The organism is Streptomyces sp. NPDC058198, from assembly GCF_042882605.1.
Classification (GTDB): domain Bacteria; phylum Actinomycetota; class Actinomycetes; order Streptomycetales; family Streptomycetaceae; genus Streptomyces.
The window spans coordinates 414,604-436,929 of record NZ_JBHVVP010000006.1; the positions used below are offsets into that span (position 1 = coordinate 414,604).

General features: G+C 72.0%; 20 protein-coding genes. 12 read left to right on the forward strand and 8 right to left on the reverse strand.

The features are described 5' to 3' along the window. Positions 1-93: 93 nt before the first annotated feature. Both ACFVWW_RS23105 and ACFVWW_RS23110 read left to right on the forward strand, forming a co-directional pair. Positions 94-1,449, forward strand: a complete 1,356-nt coding sequence (locus tag ACFVWW_RS23105; RefSeq protein WP_386878806.1) for a peptidase C39 family protein — start codon at positions 94-96, stop codon at positions 1,447-1,449. Between the two features lie 130 nt (positions 1,450-1,579). Beyond that, positions 1,580-2,260: a TetR/AcrR family transcriptional regulator gene (locus ACFVWW_RS23110; RefSeq protein ID WP_384188710.1), complete on the forward strand. Its 681-nt coding sequence runs from the start codon at positions 1,580-1,582 to the stop codon at positions 2,258-2,260. Positions 2,261-2,325: 65 nt separating this feature from the next. Here the strand turns inward: ACFVWW_RS23110 and ACFVWW_RS23115 are convergent, their stop codons facing one another. After that, positions 2,326-3,570 carry a glycoside hydrolase family 18 protein gene (locus ACFVWW_RS23115; protein WP_384188712.1) on the reverse strand — a complete coding sequence of 415 codons (1,245 nt, stop codon included), beginning with the start codon at positions 3,568-3,570 and terminating at the stop codon, positions 2,326-2,328. A 356-nt stretch (positions 3,571-3,926) separates the two neighbouring features. Between ACFVWW_RS23115 and ACFVWW_RS23120 the strand changes: the two genes are divergently transcribed. Next, positions 3,927-5,099 (forward strand): acyl-CoA dehydrogenase family protein, encoded by a 1,173-nt coding sequence (locus ACFVWW_RS23120; RefSeq protein ID WP_386878807.1) that lies wholly within the window; start codon positions 3,927-3,929, stop codon positions 5,097-5,099. 71 nt (positions 5,100-5,170) lie between these two features. On the opposite strand, the gene ACFVWW_RS23125 is transcribed toward ACFVWW_RS23120, so the two are convergent. Further along, positions 5,171-5,560: a hypothetical protein gene (locus tag ACFVWW_RS23125; protein ID WP_384188716.1), complete on the reverse strand. Its 390-nt coding sequence runs from the start codon at positions 5,558-5,560 to the stop codon at positions 5,171-5,173. Positions 5,561-5,764: 204 nt separating this feature from the next. On the opposite strand from ACFVWW_RS23125, the gene ACFVWW_RS23130 reads away from it, so the two are divergent. From ACFVWW_RS23130 to fxsA, 4 genes are all read left to right on the forward strand, one after another. Then, a complete protein-coding gene (locus ACFVWW_RS23130; RefSeq protein ID WP_384188718.1) occupies positions 5,765-6,211 on the forward strand; it encodes an Lrp/AsnC family transcriptional regulator in 447 nt (148 codons plus the stop codon). A 486-nt stretch (positions 6,212-6,697) separates the two neighbouring features. Beyond that, positions 6,698-8,362, forward strand: a complete 1,665-nt coding sequence (locus ACFVWW_RS23135) for an amidohydrolase (protein ID WP_384188720.1) — start codon at positions 6,698-6,700, stop codon at positions 8,360-8,362. A gap of 559 nt (positions 8,363-8,921) precedes the next feature. Continuing rightward, the gene (locus ACFVWW_RS23140; protein ID WP_384188722.1) at positions 8,922-9,689 is read left to right on the forward strand and encodes a polyprenol monophosphomannose synthase; all 768 of its coding nucleotides are present in this window, start codon (positions 8,922-8,924) and stop codon (positions 9,687-9,689) included. A gap of 74 nt (positions 9,690-9,763) precedes the next feature. Further along, positions 9,764-10,369 carry an FxsA family membrane protein gene (gene fxsA / locus ACFVWW_RS23145; protein WP_386878808.1) on the forward strand — a complete coding sequence of 202 codons (606 nt, stop codon included), beginning with the start codon at positions 9,764-9,766 and terminating at the stop codon, positions 10,367-10,369. Between the two features lie 154 nt (positions 10,370-10,523). Here fxsA and ACFVWW_RS23150 read toward each other — a convergent pair whose 3' ends face one another. From ACFVWW_RS23150 to ACFVWW_RS23165, 4 genes are all read right to left on the reverse strand, one after another. Continuing rightward, positions 10,524-10,898, reverse strand: coding sequence for an RNA polymerase-binding protein RbpA (locus tag ACFVWW_RS23150; RefSeq protein WP_003959706.1), 375 nt, complete (start codon positions 10,896-10,898; stop codon positions 10,524-10,526). Between the two features lie 255 nt (positions 10,899-11,153). Next, the gene (locus tag ACFVWW_RS23155) at positions 11,154-12,500 is read right to left on the reverse strand and encodes an MFS transporter (RefSeq protein WP_384188726.1); all 1,347 of its coding nucleotides are present in this window, start codon (positions 12,498-12,500) and stop codon (positions 11,154-11,156) included. 40 nt (positions 12,501-12,540) lie between these two features. Next, on the reverse strand, positions 12,541-13,305 hold the full coding sequence (locus tag ACFVWW_RS23160; protein ID WP_384188727.1) for a glycerophosphodiester phosphodiesterase: 765 nt from the start codon (positions 13,303-13,305) through the stop codon (positions 12,541-12,543). Continuing rightward, on the reverse strand, positions 13,302-13,970 hold the full coding sequence (locus ACFVWW_RS23165; RefSeq protein ID WP_386878809.1) for a YitT family protein: 669 nt from the start codon (positions 13,968-13,970) through the stop codon (positions 13,302-13,304). The genes ACFVWW_RS23160 and ACFVWW_RS23165 overlap by 4 nt, the downstream gene beginning before the upstream one ends. Positions 13,971-14,070: 100 nt before the next feature. Between ACFVWW_RS23165 and ACFVWW_RS23170 the strand changes: the two genes are divergently transcribed. After that, the gene (locus ACFVWW_RS23170; RefSeq protein ID WP_384188731.1) at positions 14,071-15,570 is read left to right on the forward strand and encodes a PLP-dependent aminotransferase family protein; all 1,500 of its coding nucleotides are present in this window, start codon (positions 14,071-14,073) and stop codon (positions 15,568-15,570) included. A 60-nt stretch (positions 15,571-15,630) separates the two neighbouring features. Here ACFVWW_RS23170 and ACFVWW_RS23175 read toward each other — a convergent pair whose 3' ends face one another. Both ACFVWW_RS23175 and ACFVWW_RS23180 read right to left on the reverse strand, forming a co-directional pair. Beyond that, positions 15,631-17,292 carry a hypothetical protein gene (locus tag ACFVWW_RS23175; RefSeq protein ID WP_386878810.1) on the reverse strand — a complete coding sequence of 554 codons (1,662 nt, stop codon included), beginning with the start codon at positions 17,290-17,292 and terminating at the stop codon, positions 15,631-15,633. A gap of 41 nt (positions 17,293-17,333) precedes the next feature. Next, on the reverse strand, positions 17,334-17,528 hold the full coding sequence (locus tag ACFVWW_RS23180; RefSeq protein ID WP_384188735.1) for a hypothetical protein: 195 nt from the start codon (positions 17,526-17,528) through the stop codon (positions 17,334-17,336). A 292-nt stretch (positions 17,529-17,820) separates the two neighbouring features. Here ACFVWW_RS23180 and ACFVWW_RS23185 point away from each other — a divergent pair, with 292 nt between their 5' ends. The 4 genes from ACFVWW_RS23185 to ACFVWW_RS23200 all read left to right on the forward strand — a co-directional run bounded on the left by ACFVWW_RS23185 (position 17,821) and on the right by ACFVWW_RS23200 (position 22,264). Continuing rightward, positions 17,821-18,213 (forward strand): ankyrin repeat domain-containing protein, encoded by a 393-nt coding sequence (locus ACFVWW_RS23185; RefSeq protein ID WP_386878811.1) that lies wholly within the window; start codon positions 17,821-17,823, stop codon positions 18,211-18,213. A 198-nt stretch (positions 18,214-18,411) separates the two neighbouring features. Then, positions 18,412-19,830, forward strand: coding sequence for a HEAT repeat domain-containing protein (locus ACFVWW_RS23190; RefSeq protein ID WP_386878812.1), 1,419 nt, complete (start codon positions 18,412-18,414; stop codon positions 19,828-19,830). Positions 19,831-19,982: 152 nt separating this feature from the next. Continuing rightward, positions 19,983-21,101 carry a glycosyltransferase family 4 protein gene (locus ACFVWW_RS23195; protein ID WP_384330306.1) on the forward strand — a complete coding sequence of 373 codons (1,119 nt, stop codon included), beginning with the start codon at positions 19,983-19,985 and terminating at the stop codon, positions 21,099-21,101. After that, positions 21,098-22,264 carry a glycosyltransferase gene (locus ACFVWW_RS23200; RefSeq protein ID WP_384188742.1) on the forward strand — a complete coding sequence of 389 codons (1,167 nt, stop codon included), beginning with the start codon at positions 21,098-21,100 and terminating at the stop codon, positions 22,262-22,264. The genes ACFVWW_RS23195 and ACFVWW_RS23200 overlap by 4 nt, the downstream gene beginning before the upstream one ends. Positions 22,265-22,326: the final 62 nt, after the last annotated feature.

Genomic DNA, 22,326 nt, shown 5'->3' on the forward strand with positions numbered 1-22,326 from the left:
CGACGCGAATCGCTGGCAGAAGCCCGCCACGAACCGCAATAGTGGGCGACTGCCGAGCAGCTGTCGTCTCTCCGCCTTCGACCGGAGGTCCCCATGACCAGTCCCACTTCGCGCAGAACCGTGCTCGCCGCCGCTCTCGCGGCCGCGGCGGGAGCCGGCGCGGTGTCCGCCGCTCCGGCAGCCGCCGCCCCGTCGGCGCCCGCCCGCGCCACGCCTCTCGTGGACAACGCCTTCTGGGCCTCGTACGCCGACTGGCGCTCCGGTACGGCCCGGGGCACCCTGGCCGTGTCCGGCGCCCGGCCCGCGCTGGTCATCGGCACCCCGGCGGGCCGTACCGACTACGCAGATCCGCACACCGGCAAGAGCGCCACCTGGGAGTACGCGACCTGGACCTCGCCGCTCCACCGCTCGGCCGTCCCCGCCACCGAGGTGATCGCCTCCTGGAACGCCGAGACCCCGGCCGGCACCTGGCTCCAGATCGAACTGAGCGGCCGCTACTCGGACAACACCGCCACGCCGTGGTACGTCATGGGCCGCTGGACCTCGGGGGACGGCGACGGTGACATCAGGCGCACCTCCGTCGACGACCAGACCGACGGGCGCAGCAGCATCTGGACCGACACCTTCTCGGTGGACGACGCGGCCAGCGGGCTCCGCCTCGCCTCGTACCAGCTGCGGCTGACCCTCTACCGCAAGCCGGGCACCCGGCTCACACCGGTGGTCCACCGGGCCGGCGCGATGGCCTCGGACATCCCCGACCGGTTCACCGTCCCGGCCTCCACGCCGGGGCTCGCCCGCGAGCTGACCGTGCCGCGCTACTCGCAGAACGTCCACGCCGGGCAGTACCCGGAGTACGACAACGGCGGCGAGGCCTGGTGCAGCCCCACCTCCTCGCAGATGATCATCGAATACTGGGGGCGCAAGCCCACCGCCGCGGATCTCGCCTGGGTGAATCCGGCCTTCGCCGACCCCCAGGTCTGCCACGCCGCCCGGTTCACCTTCGACTACCAGTACGACGGCTGCGGCAACTGGCCCTTCAACGCCGCGTACGCCGCCACCTACCGGGACATGAGCGCCGCCGTCACCCGGCTCGGCTCGCTCACCGACGTGGAGACCCTCATCCGCGCGGGCATCCCCGTCATCACCTCGCAGTCCTTCCTCAAGGAGGAGCTGACGGGGGCCGGCTACGGGACCTCCGGCCATCTGATGACCGTGATCGGCTTCACCGCCGGCGGCGACGTGATCGCCAACGACCCGGCCTCGCCCGACAACCCAGCGGTGCGCCGGGTCTACCGTCGCTCCGAGTGGGAGACGATCTGGCTGCGGACCAAGCGGCACAACGCGGCCGGCACGGTGGTCTCCGGCACCGGCGGTGTCTGTTACGTCTACTGGCCGGCGCAGCCGACCTCGGCCCAGCGCCGCGCCCTCACGTCGGTGGGCCTGCTCTGACGGGCCCGCGGCAGGCCCCGGGAGTTGAGAGATCATCTCCCGGGCCGGCCGCGGCTCACCGCCCTGCGGGCGTCACACACGGCTCTGCCATACTGCGGAATCTGTGCCGGCCGGAGAGCAGGACCCGAACGTGAACCGTAGGCAGCAGCGTGGCGCGACCGAACGGTCGGAGATACGGCGCTCCGAACTCATCACCACCGGGCGGAAGTTGTTCGCCAACACCTCGTACGACGCACTGTCGATGGATGACATCGCGCAGCACGCGGGGGTGGCGAAGGGGCTGATCTACTACTACTTCAACAACAAGCGCGGCTACTACCTCGCCATCGTCGAGGACTCGGTCGCGGAGCTGGTCACGCTCGCCGCCACCGGCGCCGATCTGCCGCGCACCCAACGCGTGCAGCGCACGGTCGAGGCCTATCTCTCGTTCGCCCAGCACAACGAGGCGGCGTACCGCACCATCGTCACGGGCGGCGTCGGCTTCGACACAGAGGTGCAGGCGATCCGCGACGCCGTACGCACCGGGCTGGTCGCCACGATCGCCGAAGGCGCCTACGGCCGCCAGGACATCCCGCCGATCGCCCGGCTCGCGCTGCTCGGCTGGCTCAGCAGCGTCGAGTGGCTCACGCTGGAATGGCTGGGCCACCAGGAACTGACGCTGGAGATCCCGCGCGATCTGCTGGTACGGATGCTGCGTCATACGCTGGACACCATCGAGGAGTTCGCCCCGGAGTGCCCGGCGCCGCCGCGTGATCCCGACTGGCGCCCGTTCACGGGCATCGCCCCGCCCCAGGACTCGCCGGAGACATGACGCCGGGGGCGGGGGCCGAACAGGCACCCCGCCCCCGACGAGTCTCGCACGCGGCAATAGCGCGACTAGCTGATGGACTTGATCAGTTCACCGTTGGCGGTGTCCCCGCTCAGCTCCCAGAAGAACGTGCCGCCCAGGCCCTGCTGGTTCTTGTACGCCATCTTCCCGGCGATGGTGGCGGGGGTGTCGTAGCTCCACCACTGGTTGCCGCAGAAGGCGTACGCGGTGCCCGCGACCGTCCCGTTGGCCGGGCAGCTGTTCTTGAGGACCTTGTAGTCCTCGATGCCCGCCTCGTACGTACCCGGAGCGGCGCCCGTCGCGGTGCCGCCCGGCTCCGCCTGGGTGACGCCGGTCCAGCCGCGTCCGTAGAAGCCGATGCCGAGCAGCAGCTTCTCGGACGGGATGCCGAGGCCCTTGAGCTTGCTGATGGCCGCGTCGGAGTTGAAGCCCTCCGTCGGAATGCCCTCGTAGGAGGTGAGCGGCGAGTGCGGGGCGGTGGGGCCCTGCGCCGCGAAGGCACCGAAGAAGTCGTACGTCATCGGGTTGTACCAGTCGAGGTACTGCGCCGCGCCGGCGTAGTCGGTGGCGTCGATCTTCCCGCCGTCCGAGCCGTCGGCCGTGATGGCCGCCGTCACCAGGTCGGAACCGAACTGGCCGCGCAGCGCGGACGCGACGTTCCTGAACGCGTCGGGCCCGCTGGTGTCGCAGGTCAGACCGCAGGCGTTGGGGTACTCCCAGTCGATGTCGATGCCGTCGAAGACATCGGCCCAGCGCGGGTCCTCGACCAGGGCGCGGCAGGACTCCGCGAAGGCGGCCGGGTTCTTCGCCGCCTCGGTGAAGCCGCCGGACCAGGACCAGCCGCCGAACGACCAGATGACCTTGAGACCGGGGTGGAGTGCCTTGAGCTTGCGCAGCTGGTTGAAGTTGCCGCGCAGCGGCTGGTCCCAGGTGTCGGCGGCGCCGTCCACGCTCTGGTCGGCGGTGTATGCCTTCTCGTAGTCCGCGTACGAGTCGCCGATCACGCACTTTCCGCCGGTGACATTGCCGAAGGCGTAGTTGATGTGCGTGAGCTTGTCGGCGGAGCCCGAGGTCTCGATGTTCTTGACGTGGTAATTCCGGTCGTACACACCCCAGTTGGTGAAGTATCCGACCACCTTGTCGCCCGCGGCGGCAGGCGCGGCAGCGGCGGCGGGGGCGGTGGTCCCCCCGGCCGAGGCGCTGCCCGCTCCGGCGAGCAGGGTCACACCGAGAGCGGCGGTACAGGCGGCGGCGACCAGCGCCCGCAAGCGGGGGCGGTGAAGTCCGAGCATGGTGTCTCCTCGTGGGGGAGGAAGAGTGAGTGGGGGAAATCGGTCGGCGATGACGTCGACTTGGCATGAACGCGAAATACGTTCAGGGGGACGTTAGAAGGACTAGACCACTGGGGTCAATGGTTCGGACCAAGTTCCGCCGCGCCGGAGGGACACTTTGCACCCGTGACGGAAGCCCGCCGATCGGGCATACTCAACGCGCCACAGCCGCTGGTCAGCCGCTTCCGTGATCCGGGAGGGCAGCATCGGCTGGGCAGAATTGCCGTCCGGGGATACCCCCGGACCCCAGCCGGCGGCGCCGCCACACCCTGCGCGCGCGACCGCCGTAGCGCCCCGACAGGGAGGAGAGCGCCGCCATGCCCGACCGCGCCCCGCAGCCGGTGGAACGTCAACTGCCCACCGAGGAGTCCACGCACCTCGTCGCCCTCGTACGCGACATCATCCAGCGGGAGATCGCCCCCAGGGCGGCCGAGGAGGAAGAGGCGAGCCACTTCCCGCGCGAACTCTTCAGACTTCTCTCCGCCTCGGGCCTGCTCGGCCTTCCCTACGACGCCGCCCTCGGCGGCGGGGACCAGCCGTACGAGGTCTATCTCCAGGTACTCGAAGAGCTGGCCGCCGCCCGGCTCACCGTCGGTCTCGGCGCCAGCGTGCACACCCTCGCCTGCCACGCCCTCGCCGGCTACGGCAGCAAGGAGCAGCAGGCGGAGCATCTCCCCGCCATGCTGAGCGGCGGCCTCCTCGGCGCCTACTGCCTCTCCGAGCCCGCCTCGGGCTCGGACGCCGCCTCGCTGCGTACGAAGGCCGTACGGGACGGCGACGACTGGGTCATCACCGGCACCAAGGCCTGGATCACCCATGGCGGTATCGCGGACTTCTACACCGTGCTGGCCCGCACGGGCGGCGAGGGCGCACGGGGCATCACGGCGTTCCTGGTGCCCGGCGACGCGCCCGGCCTGCACGCGGCCGCCCCCGAGAAGAAGATGGGCATGAAGGGCTCGCCCACCGCCCAACTCCACTTCGACGGCGTACGGGTGGCCGGTGACCGCCGGCTCGGCGACGAGGGACAGGGCTTCGCCATCGCGCTGTCGGCGCTCGACTCGGGCCGGCTCGGCATCGCCGCCTGCGCCATCGGTCTGGCCCAGGCGGCCCTGGACGAGGCCGTCGGATACGCCACGGGACGACGGCAGTTCGGCAGGCCCATCGCGGACTTCCAGGGGCTGCGCTTCCTGCTCGCCGACATGGCAACCCGGATCGAGGCCGGACGGTCGCTCTATCTCGCCGCCGCGCGGCTGCGGGACGCGGGCCGCCCGTTCTCCCAACAGGCCGCCATGGCCAAGCTGTTCTGCACGGACGCGGCGATGGCGGTCACCGTCGACGCCGTTCAGGTGCTGGGCGGCTACGGCTACACCACGGACTTCCCGGCGGAGCGCTACCTGCGCGAGGCGAAGGTCCTGCAGATCGTGGAAGGCACCAACCAGATCCAGCGCTTGGTGATCGCGCGGCATCTCGCGGGCCCCGAGACGCGCTGACGGACAGTCGGCAGGTTCCCCGGCACGCTTTCTGACCTGCGGTCAGCGGTCGCGCCGGGGTCTTGCGGGTCCTACGCGGCGTCGCGCATCTGCTTGAACGGACGCGAGCCCGGACCGCCCATGTGCGAGAAGGGCTGCGTCCTCCAGTCAAGGCCCTGAGGCAGCGTCAGCAGCAGTGCGGTGACCTGCTCCTGAGCCTCGGGCGACGCGTCAGCGGGCCGCGCGTCCGCCGCCGAACGGCCCGTACCGGCACACACCGAGAGCACGAACGGGTTCCACGGCGTGGGGCACAGCGCGTGCTCCGGCAGGACGTCCTCGTCCGCCAGCAGCGCGATCGGCTGCACACAGTCCGGGCAGACGACCCGGTACATCTCGAAGGTGTCGTAGAAGTCGAACTCGTCGGCCTCGACAAGATCAACGGGCTCCGGTTCTGTGCGTCCGGTGCGCTTCAGGTTCTGCATGGAGACATTCCCCCTCGGGTGGGCCGACCAGGCACTTGTGGTCTCGACCACACCAAGCAATTCCCTTCGCGCGAGCCGCGTAACCGTGACGTCTCGAACGACCGTCCCACAAATCTGTGGTCTTCGTCACATGCCCCCCGCAGGTACCTCCCGGAGCCGCCTCCGACTGTGCCGGAAGCGACCCGGGGCAATAGGTTGATCCGTATGGAGGAGCTGGATCGTCAGATCGTGGAGTTGCTCGTCAAGGACGGCCGGATGAGCTACACCGACCTGGGCAAGGCCACCGGCCTGTCCACCTCGGCGGTGCATCAGCGGGTACGCCGCCTGGAACAGCGCGGCGTCATCCGCGGCTACGCCGCGGTCGTCGACCCGGAGGCCGTCGGCCTGCCACTCACCGCGTTCATCTCGGTGAAACCGTTCGACCCCAGCGCCCCCGACGACATCGCGGAACGCCTCGCGGAAATCGCCGAGATCGAGGCGTGTCACAGCGTGGCGGGCGACGAGAACTACATCCTGAAGGTACGGGTCTCCACCCCACTGGAACTGGAACACCTGCTCACCCGCATCCGCTCCCTGGCCGGCGTCTCCACCCGAACCACGGTGGTCCTCTCCACCCCCTATGAATCCCGAGCGCCAGCCCTCCTCTTTTAAGGGCTCGGTTCGCCTCCGGGGCGCTCTATGCCCCTGTCGACAGTCGACCGTGCTCGATTCGCTCGTTCCTCGCGAACCTCCGCGCGCTCTCCCTTTCGACAGCGGCGCGCCCCTTCGGCTCACTCGCCGGCGGTCGTGGAGACGGGCGGTCGTTACACGGAGGCAGCGGCCCTCGTGCCACGGGCGCGCGTGTCCCCACCTTCCCCAGCGGGGCCGAGCGGATTGGTGGCCCACCGGCGGGAGGGGGGTGGGGGCGCAGGAGATGTGTGTCCGGACGTAAAGCGTGATTTGTCGGCGCACACAAGCCGCACCCGACAAACGAGCCGCACGGCGCCGTAAATCATGCAGTCCGGACACGCACCTCCGGAGCCCGCGACCCCCGCACCCCAGCCGGACCGGCCCCCACCCCCGCCGGAGGCGCACCGCACCCCCACCGGACCGGCCCCCACCCCCGCACGCCGGAACACACCCGCCAGACTGGTCACCATGACCGACCGCACCGCCCCCCAGAACCACCACCGCACCGTCCTCCTGCGCGGTGGAGAAGTCCACAGCCCCGCTGACCCCTTCGCCACCGCCATGGTCGTCGAACGCGGCCATGTCGCCTGGGTCGGCTCCGAAGGCGCGGCCGACGCCTTCGCCTCCGGCGTGGACGAGGTCATCGACCTCGAAGGCGCGCTCGTCACCCCGGCGTTCACCGACGCCCACGTCCACACCACAGCGACCGGCCTCGCCCTCACCGGACTCGACCTGTCCGGCGCCCGGAGCCTGACGGAGGCGCTAGCCCTGATCCGCGCCCACCGCGCCGACCACAACGCCGACCACGGCCACCGCGCCGCAGACCCAGACGTGCTCCTGGGCCACGGCTGGGACTCCACCCGCTGGCCAGAACAGCGCCCACCCTCCCGCGCCGAACTGGACGACGCCGCCGGCGCCCGGCCGCTCTATCTGCCGCGCGTCGACGTTCACTCGGCCGTGGTCACCACCGCGCTGCTCGACCTCGTCCCCGGCGTCACCTCGCTCACCGGCTACCACCCGGACGCCCCGCTGACCGGCGCCGCCCACCACGCCGTGCGCGCCGCGGCCCACGCGGCCATCACCCCGCGCCAGCGCACCGAGGCGCAGCGGGCCGCCCGCCACCGGGCCGCCTCGCTCGGTATCGGCGCGCTCCACGAGTGCGCGGGGCCGGAGATCTCCGACGAGGAGGACTTCACCTCCCTGCTGGCGCTCGCAGACGAGGAGCCGGGACCGCGGGTCCACGGCTACTGGGCCGAACACATCACCGACGAGAAGGGCGCCCGCCGCGTCCGCGAGCTGGGCGCCGTCGGCGCCGCCGGCGATCTCTTCGTCGACGGATCCCTCGGTTCCCACACCGCCGCCCTGCACGCCCCGTACGCCGATGCCCCGCACACCGGCACCGCCCATCTCGACGCCGCGGCCGTCGCGGTCCATGTCGTCACCTGCACCGAGGCCGGGCTCCAGGCCGGCTTCCACGCCATCGGTGACGCCGCTATCAGCACGGTCGTCGCGGGGGTACGGGCCGCGGCCGAGCGCCTCGGCCTGGCGCGTATCCGGGCCGCCAGGCACCGCGTCGAGCATGCCGAGATGCTCACCCCCGAGACGATCGCCGCCTTCGCGGAGCTGGGACTCACCGCCTCCGTCCAGCCCGCCTTCGACGCGTTCTGGGGCGGCGAGGACGGGATGTACGCGCGCCGGCTCGGCGCCGAGCGCGCCCGCACGCTCAATCCGTACGCGGCGCTGCTGCGCGCCGGCGTCCCGCTGGCCTTCGGGTCCGACAGCCCCGTCACCCCGCTGGACCCGTGGGGCACCGTCAGGGCCGCCGCCTTCCACCGCACCCCCGAACACAGGATCTCGGTCAGGGCCGCGTTCACCGCCCATACCCGCGGCGGCCGGCGGGCCGTCGGCCGCGACGACGCCGGTACGCTCGTGCCGGGCGCCCCCGCCGACTACGCCGTCTGGCGCACCGGCGAACTGGTCGTCCAGGCCCCCGACGACCGGGTGTCGCGCTGGTCCACCGATCCGCGCTCCGGGACGCCCGGACTGCCGGATCTCACGCCGGGCCGGCCGCTGCCCGAGTGCCTGCGGACCGTCGTCGCGGGACAAACGGTATTCGTGCGCCCGAACGAGTGACGTGCGGACATTTCGTACCGCCGACCGATGCCCGCCACCCTCTGCCGCGACCTGCGGATCTTCCCCACTGACCTGCTGATTTAGGCAAACGCCGCAGGTCAAACGGCTATTGACAGTAAGCAGCCACCGCCGGGTAGGTTCGGCCGAGTCCACCACAGGACGTCCGTCCGGCAACCTCCACGCAGTCGTCGAACGCCCGCTGGGCCATGGGGCGGTGTGCCGCACCGGCGCACCACCACTGGGAGCCAGGTCCAGCACCCACGTCTCGGGGGCGAGGGAAGGATCGAGCCGGCCGGCAGGTGCGACCCGGGTGGGGCCCGGCGTTCAGTAGACAACGGCTTTCGGTCGACCCGCAGCCAGCGGGTTCCAGGTCGGCCCGAAGGACGCCGGGCCCCGATCCGCAGTTCATGAGTGCGTACGGGGTGCAACATCTCCGGTTCTGTCCGCCATCTCCGGACATCGCCTCTCGTCTCCCACCGACACCCCACGACCACCGTGGTCGTGGGGTGTCGCGTGCTCGCTAAGGTGGGCATCCGCGTACGGCGACTAAGGGGCAGCAGTGAACGACGGCGGTCAGAGGCGGTACGGCCCGCTGGGCACAACGTTGGTGATCATCCCGACCTTCAACGAGGCCGAGAACATCAAGCCGATCGTCTCCCGGGTGCGCGCCGCGGTGCCGGCGGCCGACATCCTCATCGCCGACGACAACAGCCCCGACGGCACCGGCAAGATCGCCGACGAACTGGCCGTCCAGGACAGCCAGGTCAAGGTGTTGCACCGGAAGGGCAAGGAAGGGCTCGGCGCCGCCTACCTGGCCGGCTTCCGCTGGGGCATCGAGCACGGCTACGGCGTCCTCGTCGAGATGGACGCCGACGGCTCCCATCAGCCCGAGGAGCTGCCCCGCCTGCTGACCGCGCTCAAGGGCGCCGATCTCGTCCTCGGCTCGCGCTGGATGCCGGGCGGACGGGTCGTCAACTGGCCCACGACCCGCAAGCTGCTCTCACGCGGCGGCAGCACCTACTCACGGGTCCTGCTCGGCGTCCCGCTCCGCGACATCACCGGCGGCTTCCGGGCCTTTCGCGCGGAGACCCTGGAGGGGCTCGGCCTGGACGCCGTCGCCTCCCAGGGCTACTGCTTCCAGGTCGACCTCGCCCGGCGCGCGGTCGAGGGGGGCTTTCATGTGGTCGAGGTGCCCATCACCTTCGTCGAGCGCGAGCGCGGCGACTCGAAGATGAGCCGGGACATCGTCGTCGAGGCGCTCTGGAGGGTCACCGCCTGGGGCGTCGAGTCCCGGGCGAACCGGCTGCTCGGCCGGAAGTCCCCCTGACCGGACGGGTCGCCCCGCTCGCCTTGATCGCCCCCCGGACGCCGTCCTGGCCCGTGCCCAGGCACACTGGGGGTATGACGACCGCGCAATCGCCCCGGCCCGTTCCCAAGCGCTCACGCGCCCGCAGCTTCATTCCCCTGGGCATCGCCGTCTGGCTGGTGCTGGAGATCTGGCTGCTGGTCCTGGTGGCCGATGTGGCGGGCGGGTTCACCATCCTGTTGCTGCTGGTCGGCGCGGCCGTGCTCGGAGCGGTGGTCATCAAGAGGGCCGGCCGCCGGGCCTTCCGCAATCTGACCGAGACTCTGCAACGCCAGCAGCGGCAGCAAGAGCAGCACCCCGGGGAGGCCGTCGCGCCGGAGGCCGGCACCGGGAGCACCGGCAACGGCTTCCTCATGCTGGGCGGCCTGCTGATCATGCTGCCGGGACTGATCACCGATGTGCTGGGCCTGCTGCTGCTCGTACCGCCCCTCCGGATGGCGCTCGGCCGGTACACGGAACGGTCCCTGGAGCGGCGGATGAGTGCGGCGGCCCCTCCCGGCAGCCTGGGTGACGCCTTCCAGCAGGCCCGGATGCGTCAGCCGGACGGCAAGGTGGTCCAGGGCGAGGTCATCAAGGAGGACGGCCCCGGGCGCCCGAACCATCCCGAGGACAAGGGCCCGCGCCCGCCGCTGACCCCCTGACGGGGCGCCCAGCACAGAAAGCCGCAGGGCACAGAAAGCCGGAGAGCACAGAAAGCCGGAGAGCACAGAAAGCCGCGGGCTGTGGCACACACTCGGTGTGCCACAGCCCGCGGCTTTGTTCGGTTATCGCTTGTTGTGTGCGGTGGTTACGCGGTCAGGCGGACTTCCGGCTGTCCCGCGGATGCACGGCGATGTTCATGGCGCCGGAGCGCAGGACGGCCAGCCTCTCGGCCAGCACCTCCTCCAGCTCCTCGCGTGTGCGCCGCTCCATGAGCATGTCCCAGTGCGTACGCGCAGGCTTGCCCTTCTTCTCTTCGGGGCCATCCCCGTCCACCAGGAGTGCCTGGGCGCCACACGCCTTGCACTCCCACTCCGGCGGAATTTCCGCCTCTACCGAGAACGGCATCTCAAATCGATGTCCGTTCTGGCATGCGTACTCCACCGCCTGGCGCGGGGCCAGATCGATGCCGCGGTCCGTCTCGTAGCTGGTAACCACGAGTCGCGTGCCGCGGAGAGCTCGCTCACTCATGAATCGTGCCTCCCGGGCTTGTCGCCCACAGGACAGGTGTCGCTGTCGTCGTCATCCGGTCAACGTCCGGTCGGCGGTAAAGATTCCCGTTCCGGGTCGTGCGTCGCCCGTCGTGCCGCCCCTTGTTGTACCCACCGGCGCCCGGTTTGTCACATCTATCAGGAGATGTCACCCGGCGATTCCATTTCCGCGGTTCGCAGTAACGGTCCGCCTGGCAGGCCAAACGCGTACACTACCGCCCTTTGACTGCCACGTCTAAATCCGCTCGGGAACGGGGTTGCCCGCGGCCGCGATGGCCTGTCTGATCGGCACCCGTGCCAGCAGGCCGAACCCGAGCGCGAAGAAGACCACCAGCGAGATGATCGCATCCCGGTAGCTCCCCGTGACCTGATAAGCGAGCCCGAACACCAGTGGCCCCAGCCAGCTGAGCCCCCGGTCGCTCATCTCGTACGCCGAGAAGTACTCGGCCTCCTTCCCGCTCGGCACCAGATGCGAGAAGAGCGAGCGGGACAGCGCCTGGCTGCCGCCCAGCACCAGACCGATCGCCGCGGCCAGCGCGAAGAACGCGCCCGGTGCGCCGGACGGCAGGAAATAGCCCGCCGCGAGGATCAGCGTCCAGACGGCCAACGAGCCCAGAATGGTGCGCTTGGCGCCGTACGACCTGGCCATCCTGCCCATGCCCAGCGCGCCCGCGACCGCCAGGATCTGCACCAGCAGGACGGCGGTGATCAGCGTCGTCTGGTCCAGGTCCAGTTCCTCGGAGCCGTAGATCGAGGCCTGCGAGATCACCGTCTGTACCCCGTCGTTGTACACGAGGTAGGCGAGCAGGAAGGACAGCGTCAGCGGATGGCGCCGCATGTCCCGCAGGGTGTTCATCAGCTGCCGCCATCCGGTGCCCACCGCCCCCTCGCCGTTCCGCGGGACCTTCCGGTCGCGCAGCCGCCGCAGCGGGACGAGCGTGAAGGCCCCCCACCAGACGCCGGCCGACGCCAGACAGATCCGTACCGCCGTCGACTCGGAGACACCGAACGACTCATGGCCGGTGTAGAGCACGAGATTGAGGACCAGCACGAAGGCGCCCGAGGTGTAGCCGAAGGCCCAGCCCCGGGAGGAGACGGCGTCCCGCTCCTCGGGCCCGGCGATCTGCGGCAGATACGCGTTGTAGAGCACCATCGAGACGGACAGTGAGGCGTTCGCCACGATCAGCAGCAGCGCGCCCAGCAGATAGCGGTCGCCGTCCAGGAAGAACATGGCCGTCGTGGCGGCCGCCCCCAGATACGCGGCGGCGGCCAGCAGCGGCTTCTTGCGTCCCGTACGGTCCGCCGCCGCGCCCGCCAGCGGCATCACCAGCACCGCCACCACGACCGACACGGACACCGCGTACGCGAAGACCGAGCCCGCGCGCACGGGGATGCCCAGCGGATGGACGAAGCCCTCGGCGTCGGCGGCCGCCTTCGCCACCGAGGTCAGATACGGGCCGAGGAAGACCGTGAGCACACTCGTCGAATAGACGGAGCACGCGAAATCGTAGAAGTACCAGCCACGCTGCTCGCGTCTGCGGTCCGTCGCCTCATCGGCCCGGTCCACCGTCCCGGCGGTCACCTCGCGCTCCCTCGCTCTCCTGTGCGGGCACCCTGCCCGGTCATCGCCAGACTCCCCGCGCGGTGAACACCGTGCGCAGCGTCTCCAGTTGATCGGTCATGATGCCATCCACGCCCAGATCGAGCAGCGCCTCCATCCGGTCCGCCTCATTGACCGTCCAGACATGGACCTGAAGGCCGCGCGCGTGCGCCATCCGTACGAAGCGCTCGTCCACCACCCGGATGCCGCTCCGCGTCTCGGGCACCTGCGCGCACACGGCGCCCGGCCGGACCGGGGCCGGTATGCCGTACGAGCGCAGCCGCAGGCCCAGCACTCCCCGCACCCCGTACGAGGTGGCGAGCCGGGGGCCCGCGAGACGTACCGCGCGCGTCAGCCTGGCCTCGGAGAAGGAGCCGACACACACCCGGTCCCAGCTGTCGGTCCTGCGGATCAGATCGATCAACGGGACCACGGCGGGCGCGGCCTTCACGTCCACGTTCCAGCGGGCCTCGGGGAACTCTTCGAGCAGGTCCTCGAAGAGCGGCAGCGGCTCGCTCCCCGCCACCCTGGCCCGGCGCACCTCGTCCCACGGGAGGTCGTGGATCCGGCCCCGTGCGTCGGTCACCCGGTCCAGGGTCGCGTCGTGGAAGGCGACGAGCCGGCCGTCCGCGGTGGTGTGCACATCGGTCTCGAAGTAGCGGTATCCGAGTCCGGCCGCGCGGCGGAACGCCGCCGCGGTGTTCTCGAGGCCGTCCGCCGCGCCGCCGCGATGGGCGAACGGGATCGGGGCCGGCCGGTCCAGGTAGGGGTGGGGTACGCGAGTCACCGCCGCAGTATGGCGTGCTCCGGTGACCCGGCGGCGACGGCCGTGCTGCCGGTGGTCGCCGGCGGGATGTCGAAGACGCGCAGGAAGAGCTGGGCGAGCGGTCCGATGGCGAGGGCGTAGGCCACCGTGCCGATCCCCACCGAGCCGCCGAGTGCGAAGCCGGTGGCGACGACGGCGACCTCGATCGCCGTACGGACCAGCCGGACCGAGCGGCCGGTCCGCCGGTGCAGTCCTGTCATCAGACCGTCCCGTGGCCCCGGGCCGAAGCGGGCGGCTATGTACAGCCCTGTGGCCATGCCGTTGAGGACGATGCCGCAGGTCAGCAGCGTGATCCGGACAGCCCACCCATGGCCGTCGGGGACGAGGGCGAGCGTGGCGTCCATGGCGATGCCGACCACGAACACATTGGAGACGGTGCCCAGCCCCGGCCGCTGCCCGAGCGGTATCCAGAGCAGCAGTACGACGGCGCCCACGATGATGGAGACGACCCCCATGGTCAGCCCGGTCAGCTCGGCCATCCCCTGGTGCAGGACGCCCCACGGCTCCAGCCCCAGGCCGCCGCGGACCAGCAGCGCCGAACTCGCCCCGTACAGCGCCAGCCCGAGATAGAGCTGCGACAGCCGGCGGGTGAGCCGCTTTCCCCGGCGGCCTGAGGTGATGGACACGATGCTGCCCCCTGGTGCGATGGTGGACTGATACACGACACTCTGTGGCGGGCCGGAAGATGCCAACCATGGCCAATTCGGGGAAGGTGGACTGATTTCAGTGGCGCAGTGGACCTCGGCGGTCGGGGCGGCTCAGCTCGCCCGGCAGCTCAACGCCCAGCAGCCCCGGCCCGCCGGGCCCGGCACCCGCAGGCCGCCGGCCTACCGGGCGCTCGCCGACGGCATCCGGCTGCTCGTCCTGGAGGGCCGCGTCCCCGTTGCCGCCCGGCTCCCCGCAGAACGCGAACTGGCGCTCTCGCTGTCCGTGAGCCGGACGACCGTGGCGGCCGCGTACGAGGCGCTGCGCGCCGAGGGGTTCCTCGAGTCGCGCCGGGGAGCGGGCAGCTGGACCGCCGTACCGGCGGGGAATCCGCTGCCGGCGCGCGGTCTGGAGCCGCTGCCGCCGGAGTCGCTCGGCTCGATGATCGACCTCGGCACCGCCGCCCTGCCCGCCCCCGAGCCCTGGCTGACCCGGGGGGTGCGAGGGGCGCTGGAGGAGCTGACGCCGTACGCGCACACCCACGGCGACTACCCGGCCGGAGTTCCCGCGCTGCGGCAGATGCTCGCCGACCGCTACACCGAGCGCGGCATTCCGACCATGCCGGAACAGATCATGGTCACCACCGGCGCGATGGGCGCGATGGACGCGATCTGCCATCTCTTCGCGGGCCGGGGCGAGCGGATCGCGGTGGAGTCGCCCTCGTACGCGAACATCCTCCAGCTGATGCGGGAAGCGGGCGCCCGGCTGGTGCCGGTCGCCATGGCGGAGGGACTGACCGGCTGGGATCTGGGGCGCTGGCGCCAGGTGCTCAGGGACGCCGCCCCCCGGCTCGCCTATGTCGTCGCCGACTTCCACAACCCGACGGGCGCGCTGGCCGACGAGGACCAGCGGCGGCAGCTGGTCGACGCCGCCCGCTCGGCGGGGACGGTGCTCGTCGTCGACGAGACCATGTCCGAACTGCATCTGGAAGCGGACATCGACATGCCGCGGCGGGTCTGCGCCTTCGACCCGGCGGGCAGCACGGTGCTCACGGTCGGCTCGGCCAGCAAGGCCTTCTGGGCGGGGATGCGGATCGGATGGGTGCGCGCGGCGCCGGACGTGATCAGGTCGCTGGTCGCCGCTCGCGCGTACGCCGATCTCGGCACCCCGGTGCTGGAACAGCTCGCCGTCAACTGGCTGATGCGGACCGGCGGCTGGGAGGAGGCGGTGGCCCTGCGGCGCGCCCAGGCGCGTGAGAACCGGGACGCGCTGGTGGCGGCGGTGCGCGAGCAGCTGCCCAGCTGGGAGTTCGAGGTACCGCGCGGCGGGCTGACGCTCTGGGTGCGGACCGGCGGACTGTCCGGTTCACGCCTCGCCGAGGTCGGCGAACGGGTCGGTGTACGGGTGCCCTCGGGGCCCCGCTTCGGGGTCGACGGGGCGTTCGAGGGGTACGTACGGCTGCCGTTCACCGTCGGCGGCCCGGTCGCCGTCGAGGCGGCGGCCCGGCTGGCGGCGGCCGCGCGCCTCGTGGAGACCGGGGCGAGCACCGGCACGGACGCGCCGCGCACCTTCGTCGCCTGAGGGGCGGGGCGTCGGGCGGGGCGCCGGGAAGCCGGCGGGCGGCCGCGCGCCCGCCGGTGGTCAGCCCTCGGCCGGGACCGGACCAGCCGCGATCGGCGCCGGGGCGGCTGCCTGCCCGATGGCACGGTCCGATTCCTGTCCCGGTACCCGGTCCTGAGCCGACGCAGGACCGGGAGCGGGCGCCGCCACCTCGTCGAACGAGGGATGACGCGCCGGAAGGAGCTCCAGGACGGCCCGGCGGTGCGCCTCACTCGCCATGTCGTCGTACGGATCGGGCGTCGCCGGAACCTGCAGGCGGAGCACCGGGCCCGTGCCGAGCCGCGCGTAGCCCCGGCCGGGCGGGACGTCCCTGGCGGGCGTGGTGCGCGGTGGCGCCCCGAGCACCGACTCCACCTGCGAGGGCGTGGCGGACCCCAGGACGACCCGGGCGCGGGTGTGGGTCCGTACGGTCTCGCCGAGCGCCTCCAGGCTGTCGAGCTGGTCGGCCACGACGACCGTCACATGGGCGGCCCTGCCGTGGCGCAGCGGCACCCGCAGCAGCTCCTGCGGATCGGGCCGCCCGTCGGCCGCCGCCAGATGCGCGAAGACGCTCGGCCGGTCCACCAGGATCCAGAGCGGCCGCCGGGTGTCCTCGGGCGCGGGACGGCCCGACTGCCGGGCGCCGTTGGCGGCGATCAGCCGCCGTTCCGTCTCCTGCGCGGCCCATTCGAGGCCGGCCAGCGCGCCGTCCAGTGCGCTTTCCACGGCGAGCACGCCCGTGCGCCCGGTCATACAGGTGAATTCGCCGGTCCCGCTGCCCTCCACGATCAGTACCTCGCCGTGCTGGAGGGCCTGGAGGGCGAGGGAGCGCAGCAGGCTCGTCGAGCCGCTTCCCGGCAGGCCGACGACCAGCAGATGCGGCTCGGTGGAGCGGGGGCCTGTCCGCCAGACCACCGGGGGCGCGTCGCGGCTCTCGTCGCCCGCCCTGACCGGCACGGTGCGCTGCACCGCGCCGTCGTCGGTGAAGCCGAGGACGGTCTCGCCCGGGACGGTGACGAAGCGCTGGGCGGCGATCGAGGTGGCCAGCGCCGGCAGCACGCTCAGCACGAGCTGGTTGATCTCCTCGTCCCAGTCGAAGAGATATTCGCGGCCGCGGCCGGACTTGGCGTGCAGCAGATGCTCGATCCGGCCGCGCGCGCCGGGCTCACCGTCCGGGAAGTACGGGGGGTAGGCCAGCCGCAGCCGGGTGAGCCGCCCTTCACCGTCGAATTCCTGCTCGCTGAACGCCGCGTCCCACGAGCCGCCGTGGGCGAAGAGCGGACGTGGGTCCTCCGGCACGGAGAAGTACGGCACCAGCGCCTCGTAGAGGGACTGGAGCCGCCGCGCCTGCGCGTCGGCGGGCCCGGTCCGCGCGGTCGTGGGGGCACGCCCCTTCCAGGCGGCCGCGGCCATCACCGAGATCAGGGCCAGCAGCGGCCCGTACGGCAAGAGCGCGGCCACCATCACGCAGACCGCGACCAGGAACAGCGCGGGGCCGCGCCGGTCCCTGGGCGTGGCCGCCCACCGCTGGCGCCCCGCGGCGCTCAGCAGCCGCAGACCACGGCCGACGGTGATCAGCGGCTGGAGGACGTCGGTGGCGCTGCCGGCGGCCGTGCGGGCCAGATCGCGACTGCGTGCGATCCGGTCGCTGCCGCTGCTGCCGGTGCCGCTGCGCAGAATGCGGGGGAGTGGTCGCCGGGCCACGTCGGTCTCCTGACGGTGCGTGCGGAAGGGACGGTCGGGCGTCAGAACTTGATCCCGCCCAGGAGGCCGGCGAGGCTGGCGCTCCCGGCCGTGATGCTCGGGGCGATGGCGGTGCCCGCGAGATAGAAGCCGAAGAGGGCGCACACCATCGCGTGCGACGCCTTGAGTCCGTCCTTCCTGAAGAAGAGGAAGACGATGATTCCGAGCAGCACGACGCCTGACATGGACAGAATCATGAGATTTCTCCTGGTCGAGGGGACAGTCACCATGAGTTCTTCCAGGATCACCTAAAGTATCTATGCGATAAAAGGTGCATATGAGTGAAATGTTGTGCATTTCACTGCATTGGCTCAGGTCGGAGCACCGCCGGGAGGCGGACCGCCCCGCCTCACCCGGTGAATGTCGCTCGCGATCATCCTTGCCGCGGGGGCGCGGGGCGGGGCGGCGTACGGGCAGTACCCTGTCGGTTCACTCGTACGGCGCCGCTGCCGTACGTACCAGGTCAACGGCGTGAAAGGCGGTCCACCGATGAGCGAAGCACCGGATCCCGAAGTGGTCGGGCTGGCGACGAAGATCTTCGATCTGGCCCGGCGCGGAGAGGCCGAGGCGCTCGCCGCGTATGTCGACGCCGGTGTGCCCGCGAACCTCACCAACGACAGGGGTGACTCCCTGGTGATGCTCGCCGCCTATCACGGCCACGCCCCGGCGGTGGAGGCGCTGCTCGTGCGCGGCGCCGACGCGGACCGGGCCAACGACCGCGGTCAGACCCCGCTCGCCGGCGCGGTCTTCAAGGGGGAGGACGCGGTGATCCGGGCGCTGCTCGCCGGCGGGGCCGATCCGACCGGAGGCACCCCCTCCGCCGTGGATACCGCGCGGATGTTTGGGAAGACGGATCTCCTGGAGCTCTTCGGAGCCCAGTGAACAGAGACGTCGTAAATGTGGTCGCGGTGGCGAAATGGCTGGGTCATCATGACGTCGGGCCCGCAAGGGGCCACCGACGAGAGGCAGGGAAGATGGTCTGCACCAAGCGCACGACGACGATCGGCCAACCATGTTGCCGCGCGGCCTAGGCATCCACACCCCCCGGTTGCGTCGACAGCTTGATGTGAGGCTTTTCCGATGTTTGATCCAGTCATAGCGCCGAGCGGCACTCTGCTCGGCCTGTTGCAGAGGGGCCGTGGCGACGGCACGCTGCACGCGCTCGCCGCGCCCAGGGCGGAGGCGCTCGCCGCCCTCAACCACTGCGTCATGAACGACCCACGCCACGACTGGCAGGTCGAGAACCGCTCGCTGTACTACGCACGCCTGTATCTGGATCTGCACGGCGGTCTCGACGCCATCGACCACCATCTCTTCCGGTCCGAGGACCACTTCGACACCGAGGAGTCGAGGACCGGGCTCTCGCTCGCCGTGCTCGGCCATCTCGCCTCGTACGGCAGGCGCGACGCCCTCGACCTGCTCCGGCGCTACGCCGCGGCGGGCACCAACTGGGCCTGGGCGCTGGACGAGCTCGCGCTGCGCGACGACGACGCGGGCCTGCGCTCGCTGGCCGTGCCGGTCCTCGCCAGATTCCCCGCCACCCCGGAGGGCGACGCCGAGCTGGCGGCCGCCGTACGGGACGCCTTCGAGCCCCGGCCCTGGCGGCTCTGGGCCGAGGACCCGCGGCAAGCGGTCGGCGCGCGGATCAGGGCGGCCGGTGAACAGGGCTCGTTCGACCGCTGGCAGCGACAGATGCGGCCGAGCGGCCCCCGCCCCGGCTGGAGCGTGCAGGCCGTCTTCGACTGGGCGCAGCAGGCCCTCGAACGCGGTAGCGTGCTGCACGTGCCCGCGGCCCGCTGCCTCTCCGCCGTCGCGGGGCCCGACGACCGCCCGCTGATCGTCGAGGCCGCCCGCAACGGTCCCGACGGGGCGCGCTGCGCGGCGCTCCACTATCTCGCCGAGGTCCGCGACCCCGTCGTGCTCGATCTGATCGAGGCGGCGGCGCTCAGCGCCGACCGCACCGTCGCCGACGCCGCGGTCTCCGCGTTCGAGCGGATGTGCGGCGAGGAAGCCGTCGACCGGGCCCGTGGCTGGGTGCACCGGCCCGACGCCCTCGGGGCGTCCGCCGCGGGCGTGCTCGCCTGCCGGGGTGGCACCCAGGACACCCAGCTGGTGCTCGGCGCCCTGCGCGAGACCGTACGGGCCGAAGGACCCGACGCCCCGCCGCTGTGGACCCTCGTCGACGGCGCGGGACGCCTCGGCATCGTCTGCGCCGCTCCCGTACTGCGCCATGTCTACCGCGAGACCGCCTCCTCGCAGCTGCGCGGCCGCGCGGCCCGCGCGCTCGCGGCCACCGATCCCTCCTACGCCACCGGGTTCGCCGTCGAATGCCTGTGGGACTGCGAGGAGACCACCAGAGAGGTCGCCGCGCTGCACGCGGAGACCGGTGACGTACGGGTGGTGGACCGGCTGCGGCGACTGGCCGCGGATCCGGCCGAGGAAGCCGAGGTGCAGACCGCCGTACGCAGCCGGATGGGCCCGGACGCCGCCGCGCTCTGAGGCCGGAATCTCTCGCTCCGTAAGAGCGCGCGCACGGCCTGTGCACCCTGCCGTCCCCGGGGAACGTCCCCGCGTCCAATGCTCACGGGACGTTCCCCGCGCGGAAAGATCCACGTTGGCGGGGACACGCTCGGTGCGACGACAACACGGGTATGCGTGTCGTCATCGTCACCGAATCCTTCCCGCCCGACGTCAACGGCGTAGCTCATTGCGCCTTGCAGACCGCGCGGCATCTCGCCGCCCGTGGTCATGATCCGCTCGTCATCGCCCCGGCGGTCGCCGGCGATTCCGAGACCGACGCACCGTGCCCCGTGGTACGTGTGCCCTCGCTTCCCCTTCCCGGCTATCCGCAGGTGCGGGTGGCGCTCCCCAGCCGGCGGGTGGCGGCGACGATCGCCGCGCACCGGGCCGAGCTCGTCCATCTCGCCGGGCCCTTCGTGCTCGGCGTGCGCGGCATGACCGCCGCCGCGCGGCTCCGGGTGCCCGCCGTCGCCGTCTACCAGACCGACCTGGCCGGCTACGCCCGTACCTACGTCGGCGCGGGCGAGGCCGCGGCCTGGCGGCGGATCCGCGCCGTGCACACCGCCGCCGACCGCACCCTCGCACCGTCCAGCGCCGCCGTCCGGGATCTCGCCGAGCACGGCGTACCGCGGGTACGGCTCTGGCCGCGGGGCGTGGACACCGTACGGTTCCGGCCCGCACTGCGGGACGAGGCGCTGCGTCGGCGCCTCGCGCCCAACGGGGAGCTGATCGTCGGATACGTCGGCCGGCTGGCGCCCGAGAAGCATGTCGAGCTCCTCGCCGGTGTCTGCGCGCTGCCGGGCGTCCGGGTGGTGATCGTCGGAGACGGCCCCAGCGAGACGTCGCTGCGCGGGGCGCTCCCCGGCGCGGTCTTCCTCGGCCGTACGACCGGGGACGAACTGGCACGGACCTTCGCCTCGTTCGACGTGTTCGCGCACACCGGCCCGTACGAGACCTTCTGCCAGACCGTGCAGGAGGCCATGGCGAGCGGGGTGCCGGTGATCGCGCCCGCCGCCGGCGGCCCGCTCGACCTCGTCGACCACGGGCGTACCGGACTGCTGGTGACGCCGCACGACGCCGGCGCCGTCACCGCGGCGGTGACGGACCTCATCTGCGCCCCCGCGCTCCGCGCCGCCTACGGGCGCGCGGGACGGGCCATGGTGGAGGACAGGACCTGGGCCGTGGTGGGGGACCAGCTGCTCGGCCACTACGACGAGGTGCTCGGCGCGCGTACGGCGGTGGTCGCGTGAGCGCCCTGCGGATCGTACGGCTGGCGAACTTCGTCACCCCGTCCTCCGGCGGCCTGCGTACCGCGCTGCGGGAGCTGGGCAGCGGCTATCTGGCCGCGGGGCATCACCCCGTGCTGATCGTGCCCGGGGAGCGGGAGACCGACGAGGAGACCGCGCAGGGCCGGGTGATCACCCTTCCGGGGCCCGTGCTGCCCGGCACCGGCGGCTACCGGGTGCTGACCGCCCGGCGCCGGCTCAGGGAGGTCCTCGAAGGGATCGGGACCGACCGGCTCGAAGTGTCCGACCGGACCACCCTGCGCTGGACGGGGGAGTGGGCACGGCGCCACCGGATCCCCTCCGTGATGGTCTCCCACGAGACGGCGGACGGGGTCCTGCGTACCTGGGGCGTGCCCGCGGTCGCCGCGGGGCGGGCGGCCGACCGGATCAACCTGCGCAGCGCGTGGGCGTATTCGCGGATCGTGTGCACCACCGAGTGGGCGGAGCGTGAATTCCTGCGTGTGGGTGCGCGCAACGTGGTGCGCGCACCGCTCGGGGTCGATCTGAGCCGGTGCAGGCCGGGACGGCGTGACACGGCCCTGCGCGAGCGGTACACGCGCGGGGCGGACGTGCTGCTGGTGCTCGGCTCGCGGCTGTCGGTGGAGAAGCGGCCCGGTACGGCGCTCGACGCGCTCGCCGAGCTGCGGAACCGGGGCGTACGGGCGGTGCTGGTCGTCGCCGGCGAGGGACCGCTGCGGAGTAGCCTGGTCCGCAGGGCCCGCGCGCAGCGGCTGCCCGCGCTGTTCCTCGGACACGTCGCCGACCGGGAGGCGATGGCCGATCTGCAGGCCGCCGCGGACATCTGTCTGGCGCCCGGCCCCGCCGAGACCTTCGGACTCTCGGCCCTGGAGGCGCTCGCCTGCGGCACCCCGGTCGTCGCGAGCGCGTCCTCGGCGCTGCCCGAGGTGATCGGTGACGCGGGCGCGGCCGCCGCGGACCACGCGACGTCCTTCGCCGACGCGGTCCAGACCCTGCTGGCCCGCCCGGAACAGGACCGCCGCGCCGCGGCCCGCGCCCGCGCGGAACTCTTCAGCTGGGAGAACTCGGTGGCCGCGTTCCTGTCGGCCCACGACGCCCCGTTGGCGAAGATCCCGGCCCCACGACGCCCGGACGGAGCGCCGAGATGACGATCCGTACGGAGACGGAGACACAGGCCCAGACGGAGACGGAGCAGACCCAGACGGAGGCC